This is a genomic window from Streptomyces sp. NPDC001822 (assembly GCF_042892135.1).
Taxonomy (GTDB): Bacteria; Actinomycetota; Actinomycetes; order Streptomycetales; family Streptomycetaceae; genus Streptomyces.
The window spans coordinates 180,629-190,239 of the sequence record NZ_JBIATW010000013.1 but is presented as its reverse complement, the minus strand read 5'-3'; the positions used below and the strand labels follow the sequence as shown (position 1 = coordinate 190,239).

Here is a 9,611-nt window from a genome sequence, read left to right as displayed (position 1 = left end):
GCTCCCGGCGTGGTGGCGCGGGAGCGGCCGGCGGCGCGGGGGTCAGCGGCGGCCATGCCCGCCCGGGCCGCCGTCGAGTCCGTGGGTGTTGATGCGGTTGGTGCCCTTCTCGACTTCCTCGATGTTGTGGTCGCGGGTCTCCTTCATCATCCGCACCTGGCTGACCGTGGCGTCGGTGATGCCCACCAGCGCCTCGCGGATGGCCATCATGGTCTCCTTGGTGGTCTGCCGCTCCTTCTGCTCCTGAGGCTTCGCCTTCTCGGCGAACTCGCCTTCCGTGCCCGGCCAGTTCACCGTGAGGGCCAGCTCGTCCAGGAACTCCTCGGTCATGCTCCTGGTCAGCGTGCCGATCTCCTCCAGCTGCCGCGCCAGGGCCTCGATGCGCTGGGGGTCCACGTAGTAGCGCTGTCCCACGGTCAGTCGCCTCCCTCTTCGCCGAGTGCGTCCCGCCAGGCCGGGGCGGCCCGGCCGCCGCGTGCGGGATCCTCGTCGTCCCCGCGCAGCACCTCGGGTCCGAAGATGCGCTCCCAGTCCAGCTCGAACCCCTTGAGCTCCGGCACGTCGCTGCTGGGCTCGGCGAAGGGCGCCATCGCCTTCATGACGTGCCTGTTCATCTTCAGACGTGCCGCGCTCGCCGCTTCCAGGACACTGGCGGCCAGTTCCTGCGGGGACATGTCGCGGTACTTGTTCTCCAGGAAGTCGATCCCGGTCAGCTCGCCCTGCGGACCCGCGGTGGCACGGACCGCACGGTCGGAGGAGACCGCGGTGAAGGAGGCCGTCCGCAGCTCCCGCTCGGTGCGCGCCACCGCCTCCTGGGCTGCCTGGAGTTCGGCCATGGCTTTCTCCAAGCGTTTCTCCAGCGGTTCCGTCACGCCCGCTCCGCCCTTCTCCGTCGTACTCTCCGTGCAGCCGGACGCCCGGCCGGCGTTCCCGGAGCCGCTCCCGCCTCGGACAACTCCCCTGCTGATCCTGCCCGGTGCGGGGTGCGCCGTGGAAGGCGGGGCGGAGTGGGAAACGTCTCCCCTCCCCGGCGCCGCCCTGTCTGATGCATCGTCATCGTCCGATCACGGCCGGAGTGCCCCCCTCCTCGGTGCCCCACACGTCCGCGTCCTCCTCCAGGTAGTCGGCGGAGGTGGTGGCCCTGCGGCCCGGCTCCGCCTCCTCCTCGCGGGAGGACTCGCCGCCGGTCGTCGCCACCCGGGACGCGGGTGCCAGGAAGGTGTCGCTGTCCTCCTGGCGGTTCCACGGGCTGCGCCTGCGCCGGTTGCGGCGCTCGCTCTCCTCGGCCGCGTCGACCAGGACGGCGCGTACGCGCTCGCCGTTGCCCTTGTCGCCGCCCCCTCCCATGCCGCCCATTCCGCCGCCCATGGGCATGCCCGGGCTGCCGGGCGTACCCGGGGCTCCCGGGGTTCCGGCCCCGCCGGCCGCGATCTGCGGGGTGCTCCCGCCCGCGACGCCGTCCGAGAGCGGGGCCACGTGGCCGCCGCCGAGGGAGCCCGGGCCCGCCCCGAGGCCGCCACCGGCGGATGCCCCGGCGGTCACCTGCCCGCCGCCGACGCCCAGTTCGGAGAACGGCACGTCCCGCGTGGTGGAACCGCCGCCGCCCAGGCCGTCGGCACCACCGAGGCCGCCGAGCCCGTCGAGGAAGTCCGAACTGGTGTTGCTGTCCCGTGCGTTGAGATCGTGCAGGTCCACCGTCTCGGTCCTGCCCTGCGGGTCGGTGACGGTGGCGATGCCGGTGTCGGGATCGATGACCTGCTTGCTGCCGTCCGGGAACGTCGTGGACAGCCGGCCGTCGTCCAGTGACGTGACGGAGCCGTCCGGGTTGGTCACCTTCGCACCATGCGTGAGGTCGGTCGTCACGGTGGTGCCGTCAGCGCTCGTGGAGGTGAACATCCCGCTGTCCGGGTCGAAGACCCCCTCACCGCCGTCCGGGAACGTGGTCGTGAAGTCGCCGTCGTCCAGCGCGGTGTGCCCGCCGGTGGGGGTCTCCAGCGCGGACCGGTCGGCGTTCAGGTTCCCCAGGTCGCCGATCGACTCCGTCGTCACACCGGAGTCGATGTCACCGAGGTCTCCCGGACCGCCTTGGCCGTTCTGGCCGTTCAGGTTCCCGGGGCTGCCGAGGTTCTGCGTGGTGGTGGTGCCGTCGGGAGCCGTGGAGGTGACCTGGCCGGTGTCGGGGTCGACGACCTGGGTCGTCCCGTCGGGGAAGGTCGTGGTCAGCCGGCCGTCGTCCCCGAGGGAGGTGACGGAGCCGTCCGGGTTGGTCAGCCGGGTGCCGTCGCCCAGGTCCTGCGTGGTGACGCTGCCGTCGGGGTGCGTGGTGGTCACGAGACCGCTGTCCGGGTCGAAGGTGCTGGTGGAGCCGTCGGGGAAGTCCGTGGTGAGGTTCCCGTCCGTGAGCCGGGTGCTGCCTCCGGTCGGGGTGTCGAGGGGGCCGCCCGCTCCGCCGTTCAGGCCTCCGAGGTTGCCGAGGTTCTGGCTGATGGCCTCGTTGGCGTCGGCGGCGGCCTTGTTGGTCCCGCCGGGACCGCCGTTGAGCCCTCCGAGGCTGCCGAGGTTCTGGGTGACCGCGGCGGGCCCGCCGCCGCCCTGCTGGTCCCCGTTGAGGCCGCCCAGGTTTCCCGTGCTCTCCGTGACCGGGATGTTGCCGTTCAGCAGCGAGTCGAGCTTCGGGTCGTTGAGGCCGCCGAGGCTCTCCTGCACGGCCTTCTGCTGTTCCTGGGCCTCGCGCTTGGCCTCTTCCTGCTCCTTGCGCTGCTCCTCGCGGAGCTCGTCCTGGTACTTCTTGTCCTCGTCACGCTGCTGGTTCTGCTCGTTCCGCAGGTCCTCCTGGAGGTTCTTGGCCTCCTCCTGCTCCTTGCGCTGCTCCTCGCGGAGCTCGTCCTGGTACTTCTTGTCCTCCTCCCTCTGCCGGTTCTGCTCCTCACGGAGCTCGTCCTGGTACTTCTTGTCCTCCTCCCTCTGCCGGTTCTGCTCCTCACGCAGTTCGTCCTGGTACTTCTTGTCCTCCTCCCTCTGCCGTTCCTGCTCCGCGCGGAGCTCGTCCTGGTACCTCTTGTTCTCCTCGTTCTGCCGCTTGATCTCGTCCTGCTCCTCCTTGAGCTTCTTCTTCTCGTACTCCTCCGACGCCGTGCTCGTCGACTTGGGCTTCGGGACGTTGTCGGTGAAGTCCTCACCCAGTTCGAGGAAGCGGTTGTTCAGGGCGGACTGCACCTGGGCTGCGGGCTTGCCCAGGTACTCGTCCACGCCCTGGGACCAGATCTTGACCGCCTTGTCGCCGACCTTCGCCCAGTTCGCGATGTCGCTGAGATCGCCGTACTCGGGATGTACCTGGGAGAAGCCGCCCTGCGGGCTGTGGCTGACGGTGGTGGAGTAGCGGCTCGTGTACGACTTGATGTCCGTCTTGGCCACGTTGTTGGCGTCCACCCACTGAGCAAGGTCGTCCAGGACGTAGCGCAGCACCTGGTGCGGGTCGTAGTACGAGGACTTGGCCCAGGTCAGCCACGCGTCCAGCAGCTTGCTCGCGGAGTCCTCCAGATACTTGCGGCCCAGGGACAGGGCACGCGAGTACACCGTGTTCCCGGTCCCGGTCTCGTCGCCGGTGCCGACGCCGGAGTTGAAGGTCTCGACGTAACTGTCGTAGTTCTCACGGATCTTCTTCAGGAGACTGCGGAAGACCTCCGCCGCCTCGCCCTTCCAGCTGGCGTCGTCCCGGCCGAAGCGGTCCTCCCAGTCCTTCAGGACCACCGCGTGGTCCTTGAAGAACTTGGCGGCGAAGTCGAAGGACTCGCCTGTGGTGTTGAAGGAGTTCAGGTCCACCACGTCGGCTCCGGGCACGCCCAGGCTGCTGAACCTGGCGTCCTGGGTGCTGCCGCCCAGCAGCCCGAGGAGCGCCGCCCGCGGCCCGTTCATGTACCGGGCCAGCGGGATGGTGCTCATCTTGTCCTTGTTGTAGTCCGTGAACTCGTTGCCCTCGCGGACCTGCGCGTCGTGGACGTTGTCGGAGCCGGGCCCGGCGAAGATGATCTCCTCGCCCGCCTTCACACGGCCCTCGAAGACGATCCGGGCCTGCATGATGGACCGCTTCTTGCCGCTGTCGAAGAACCAGATGTCGTAGTCCTCGCCCTTGTTCGTCAGGAACCCGGAGTCCTTGACGAGCAGGCTGAGGCTGCGCTCCTTGATGTCCATCCGGAACAGCTTGCCGCCGTGGTCGGACCGGAGCGTGTCGAAGACGGTGCCGCGGTCCGGCACCGGATAGCCCGTGATGTGGGTGACCAGAGTGGCCCAGGTATCGGTCGAGGGGTCGCCGGCGCTGTCGAACTTGTCGATGTTGGTGACGGAGTTGGGATCGTACCGATCGGCCACCGGGGGCCCTTTCTGGTCGGTTGCCGTCCGGGCCGGCGCGCGGGCCCTGCGGGCGGATGCGCGGCCGTACGGACCTCACGCGGACCCACTCCGCGGACGGGACGCGGGGTGTGGGGGCGCGGCGGCGGTTCGGGGAGCGGGAGGGGGCGGTCAGGTCGTCTCTTCGCCCGACGAGCCGCTGGTGAGGGTGTCGACCTCGTCGAAGGTCTGCAGCAGCGTCTGCGCGTCGATCGCGTCGAGGTTCTTGTTCTTGGTCTTGTTGGCCTCCTCGATGGTCTCGGTGAGCGCCTCCTTCAGCTCCTTGAAGAGGTCCATCTGATCGCCGAGCAGTTTGTCGACGGCTTCGGCCGCCGTGCGTATCCCCGCGATCAGCTTCGGCCCCGAGACCAGGGGTTCGGTGACCATCCTGCCGATGCGCAGGAGCTGCTTGTCCTGGGCCAGGTTGTCCGGGGTGGTGTGACCGTCGACGAGGTGGCCGAGCGGCCGGATGTGGGCGCCGTCGCCTTCCTCGCGGTGCTTCTTCGCCGCGGTGTACACCGGCTGCACCTCGTTGTCCCGGAAGTACTCCATCTGCTTGAGGTCGAAGTGCTTGACGTCGGCCTTCTCACCGGCCATGGGACGTCCTCCTGCGGTTCGGTGCCGGGCGGGGAAGCGGGGTGGCCGGCCGGGCGCCCCGTACGGGCTCCGGTGCGGCCGGCGGCAGCGCGCCGAAGAGGCGCACCGAAGCCGGGGCCCGCCTCCGGATGCGTGGAGGGGAGCCCCGGTCGGGACCTAACGGGCCCGCACGTTCCCCCAGTTGTCGGCGCTCTTGCGCTCGTCACGGGAGTGGTTGTCGTGGATGCTCTGCACCAGCTCGCCGCTGTCGCCGAGGAGGAGGGCCATGTTCTTGGTGGCCTGGTCCCACTCCGCCTGGACCCCGCGGTACATCTGCTGGTCGTCACCCTCCCACGAGGTCACGAGCGGCCTCAGCTCGTCCTCGAGGTTGTTGAGGGTCGTAATGATCTGCTGGGTCTGGTCCTTCAGCTCCTCGATCGCGTGCCGGACCGTGGCGTACTGCACATCGATGATGCCGTCAGCCATGACATCTCCTCTCGGGTGGCCGGGCCGCGGGGCCCGGCGGGGTCGCGGATGCCGGCCGCCCCTGAGGGGGCCGGTGCCGCAGGGGGCGGGTCAGCGCAGCGCCTCGAAGACACCCTGGCTGGTCTTGCTGTTGAGCACCTCGGTCAGGTCCTGGTTCTCCTTCGCCAGACGGTCGGCCGAGGTCACGTTCTCCTGGAGCGCGTCGACCATCTTGCTGATCTGGATGACGACCTTCTGCGCCTCCGCGTTCCAGCTGCGGAAGAGCTTCAGCAGGGCCTGCCCCTCGTCCCCGCCGACACCCGAACGCGCGGCGATCTCGCCGACGTTGTTCTGGATCTTCTCGACCGCGCTGCGGGCCGACTCCAGGGAGGAGACACCTCCCAAGCCCTTGGCGTAGTCCGCTTTCCTTGCGGCGCTGTCCGCCATGCCGCACTCCCTTCGTCGAGGCCGGTCTCGTTGCGGCGTTGCCCGCTGAGGCTAAAGAGAAGCCTGCGTTCCGCGCAACGTATGTTGGGGAAGATTTGAGCATAGGTCAGTTCTTCAGAATGCTTGTATGGCACGGGAGTTGTCCGGATGTTGCCAGCGGATGAACGCCCCGCTCAGGCGGCCGGGGAAGGGACCTGGCACTCCCTCCGGGGACGTGAAACGGTCGGTGAACGGGCGCCCGGAGAAGGCAAACGGTCATCGGCGCAGCCCGTTTCCGGCGACGTACGCGCGATTGCGGCATTTCCAGGGGTGCGGCCGTCCGGAAATCTGAGCTTTCCCTGAGGTTTCCCGTCCCGCTCACCCCGTGCGGAATGGGCCGCACCGGTACGACTTCGAGGAGAGTTTCCCCCCTCCCGCCATTTTCCTTTCTTCGGCGGCGTATGCGGTGTATGCCTGGATCAGGATGCCGATCCGGCTGCGACCGACGTGCCGGCCGCACCCGTCGCGGCCGCCTTGCCGGTCCCACCGGCCCCCTCGCGCTCCGACGGCTCGTCGGTGCCGCAGCGCGGAGCCGTGACCCTCGGACCGGCCGCGCCCGATGCGGCGCCGGGGTCCAGGTCGGCGCCGGTAGGGAGGGCGGCCAGCATCGGTGCGGGGACCGAGCCGATGTCCCCGGCGCCGTATCCGAGCGCGGCCAGTGCGTCCTTGGCCGGAACGCGGTACTTCACGCCGTTCTCCGCGACCAGGTAGGTCGTCCCCGCGTGCGCCGCACCGCTGGCGTTCAGGGCGCGTACCAGGGCACCGCGTCCCGGCCGTACGACCGTGGCGTCCGTGCGGACGCAGGCGGGGGCGAGCGGCTGGGCGGTGCCCTCCGACACCACGACCGGTGCGAGACGGCTCAGCGGGACCAGCACGGACTTGATCCGGGTGCCGCCGTCGCCGCCGTCCACCTGCGCGCAGAGCGCGGTCCCGCGAGGTGCGGACTGCGGGACCGGCGGGCTGTCCGGAAGATCGGCGGAACCGGCGGGCGACGAGTCCTTCGCCCGGTGGGTGCGCAGGGCGTCGGCTCCGACCGCCCGCACCTCGGGCGAGTGCCCGTCGTAGGCGTCCTTCTGCGTGGCGGGGTCGCCGAGCACCAGGGCGGCACCGAGACGTGTCAGCGGCACGAGCCCGTCCTTCCGCAGCAGGTGGTACGTGCTGCCGCCGCCGGGCACGCTCACCGTGAACAGCTGTCCGACACGCGTGGCTTCGCCGCCCAGGGCGGGGCCTTCCGTGCCGCGGTCCGGCACCTCGGGCGACTTCAGGGCCGGGCCCGGAGCCAGCGCGTCGAGGAAGGCCGCCGACACCGGCATCGGCTGCTCGGAGCCGTATCCGAGGGCGTTGCGGGCGTCGGACTCGCGGTCCAGCGGCAGCCTGCTGCCCCGCCACACCAGGTACTCGGTGTCCTCGGGGCCGACGACGAGCACGCCCCGGCCGCCGCCGATGCCCTGGGCGCCGAGCGGGGCGCCGGCGACCACGGTGGTGGCGCCGGGCTCCTCCACACCGGTGCCGGTCACCGCGCCGGACGTGCTGGGGAGCGCTCCGCCCGGCCCGGTGACGCACATGTGCCAGGCACCGTCGTCGAGTTCGCCCGGCGCGGGCACCGCGTCGGGTGCACCGGGTATGCCGGCCGGCGGCCCGACGGGAACGTCCCGCAGCGAGGCGGTGGCCACGTCGACGGTCGCCAGGTCCGAGCCGCCGATCAGCCGCGCGGAGGCGTAGTTGCGTACGGGGTGGAGCACACCGTCGGTGCCGGTCCAGAGGTACCGGGCGCCCGTGTCACGGTTGACCACCAGGTGCTCGCCGTCGCGCCAGCCGTCGTTCCCGCCCGGGCGCAGGAGGCCGAAGACCGTGGCACCCGCGCCGATCAGGACGGTCACCAGGACACCGAAGACCACGCCCCGGGTGGTGCGCCCGAGCGGGCTCTCGGGGGCGTCGGGATCGGCCGTCAGCAGTCCCGAACTGAGCCTGCCCATCATGAAGCTGTGCGCCTGTACCTGGTCGCGCTTGGACTGCACGGCCTCTCCTCAACTCGTGTCCGATGTACGGGGCGTACGGCCGTGCTCAGCCGAACAGGCCGCGCAGCCAGCCGAAGAGGCCTGCCACCCAGAGGCTGAGCGGGAGCAGCGCCACGGCGAAGCCGGTGTGCGCGAGTTCCGCGGCCCGGCCCCAGTAGGGCAGCACCCGGCGGCCGGGCACCGTCCAGGAGGCGGTCACGAGCCCGGCGGCCGCGGCGAGCAGCACCGCGAAGACCACCAGGCGCCCGGTGCCGTCGCTGTCGACCGCCCAGGCGCGGGCGAGCAGCAGCAGTCCCCAGATGCCCGGTACGGCCAGCGTCAGCCGCTGGCCGATGTGCACCAGGCCCCGGCAGTGCAGGAGCAGCAGGAGGCTGAGGACCAGCGCGGTCAGCACCTCGGGCAGGTTCGGGTGCTCGGCGAGTACGGCCAGTGCGGCGGCGGCGATGACGCCGGTGGCCGCGAACAGCGCGGTGACCCAGCGCCCGGCCAGTTCGGTGCGCTCGGCCACCTCGTCGCCCGAGTAGGGGTCGATGCCCTCCTGGAGCTGGCCGGCGGACGAGGGCAGCGAGGGCATCCGCATCCCGGCCAGCTTGAAGGCGAAGGGGGCGACGGTCCCGGCGGCGAGCGCGACCGCGGTGGCCACGATCGCCACGGCGGCGGGCACGCCCAGGCCGGTGTATCCCATCAGGGCCCCGGCGATCGCGGAGGCCACCGAGACCACGGCGGTGGCCAGCAGGGCCGGGGCGCCGACCGCCGTCGCGGCGAGCGCGATGACCGCGCCGCCCGCACCCGCGGCGCCCGCCGCGAGCAGGCGCGCGCCCACGACCTGCGCCGCGTCCGGTCCGGTGATGTCGCCGCCGGGAAGCACCCAGCCGGCCAGGGCCAGGCAGGGGGCGACCATCAGGCCGAGCGCGGTCGCGGACAGCCGGTCGCCGACCGCGCGGCTGGCGGAGCCGGCGCCCGCGAGCAGCAGGAGACCGGCCACCGCGGCGCAGGCGGCCCGGGTGGAGCCCGAGCCGGTCACTCCGGGCCGGAAGACGAGGAGGAGAGCGGCGGCCACGGTCGCGACCACGGTGCCCACCAGCAGCCCGCGGGCGGCCCCGGGGTGCCAGGTGTGGAGCCGCCGGGCGGCGGTGTCGGCTATCCCGTCGACCAGGTCGTCGAGCCGCGCCTCGGGCAGTGCCTCGGTGTGCGGGCGGAGGTAGAGCACGGCGCCGTCGGCGAGCCCGGCGCGGGCCAGGGTGCTCTCCTCGTCGAGCGGGGCGTCGCCGAGCCGCTGGAGCACCCAGCCCGCGTGGTCGAGCCCGGCCTCCTCGGCCTCCTCGCCGACGTAACGCAGCAGTGTGGGCAGCAGATCGGCGACCGGGACGTCGGCGGGCACGGCCAGATCAATGGTGACGCTCGGCGCACGCACGGTCAGGCGGCACGATTCGGCCACCGCACTGTCGGTCATCGGATGAACTCTCGTCTTCCGTGGAGGCTTTGACAGGGAGGCTCCCCCGGATCGGGGGATGTGCGAACAGTACGGAACGTCCGCACGGCGGGGAACAGCGGTGCCGTGTTGCGGAATTGGACCCGCACACCGGCGTCCGCCACTCTTGCGTGGACAGGTCGCGTTCGGTGAATGCAGACTACTGCCTACGACCACCGCGTCGTACTGCGGACCGGGCGCCCTATCCC

At 71.2% G+C, this 9,611-nt stretch carries 8 protein-coding genes; all 8 read right to left on the bottom strand.

Going from position 1 to position 9,611, the window contains the following annotated elements; translation table 11 throughout:
- Positions 1-42: 42 nt before the first annotated feature.
- The 8 genes from ACFYY2_RS27000 to eccD all read right to left on the bottom strand — a co-directional run bounded on the left by ACFYY2_RS27000 (position 43) and on the right by eccD (position 9,384).
- The gene (locus ACFYY2_RS27000; protein ID WP_388747540.1) at positions 43-414 is read right to left on the bottom strand and encodes a hypothetical protein; all 372 of its coding nucleotides are present in this window, start codon (positions 412-414) and stop codon (positions 43-45) included.
- Positions 415-416: 2 nt separating this feature from the next.
- Positions 417-872 (bottom strand): YbaB/EbfC family nucleoid-associated protein, encoded by a 456-nt coding sequence (locus ACFYY2_RS26995; protein ID WP_388747537.1) that lies wholly within the window; start codon positions 870-872, stop codon positions 417-419.
- A 181-nt stretch (positions 873-1,053) separates the two neighbouring features.
- A complete protein-coding gene (locus ACFYY2_RS26990) occupies positions 1,054-4,368 on the bottom strand; it encodes an AAWKG family protein (protein WP_388747533.1) in 3,315 nt (1,104 codons plus the stop codon).
- 150 nt (positions 4,369-4,518) lie between these two features.
- Positions 4,519-4,983 (bottom strand): type VII secretion system-associated protein, encoded by a 465-nt coding sequence (locus ACFYY2_RS26985; protein WP_388747530.1) that lies wholly within the window; start codon positions 4,981-4,983, stop codon positions 4,519-4,521.
- A gap of 156 nt (positions 4,984-5,139) precedes the next feature.
- Positions 5,140-5,448, bottom strand: a complete 309-nt coding sequence (locus ACFYY2_RS26980) for a WXG100 family type VII secretion target (RefSeq protein WP_329041248.1) — start codon at positions 5,446-5,448, stop codon at positions 5,140-5,142.
- 90 nt (positions 5,449-5,538) lie between these two features.
- Entirely contained in the window at positions 5,539-5,874 is a 336-nt protein-coding gene (locus ACFYY2_RS26975) for a hypothetical protein (protein ID WP_327113586.1), read from the bottom strand.
- Positions 5,875-6,332: 458 nt separating this feature from the next.
- Positions 6,333-7,931, bottom strand: coding sequence for a type VII secretion protein EccB (gene eccB / locus ACFYY2_RS26970; RefSeq protein WP_388747525.1), 1,599 nt, complete (start codon positions 7,929-7,931; stop codon positions 6,333-6,335).
- Positions 7,932-7,977: 46 nt separating this feature from the next.
- Positions 7,978-9,384 (bottom strand): type VII secretion integral membrane protein EccD, encoded by a 1,407-nt coding sequence (eccD, locus tag ACFYY2_RS26965; RefSeq protein WP_388747522.1) that lies wholly within the window; start codon positions 9,382-9,384, stop codon positions 7,978-7,980.
- Positions 9,385-9,611 lie beyond the last annotated feature (227 nt).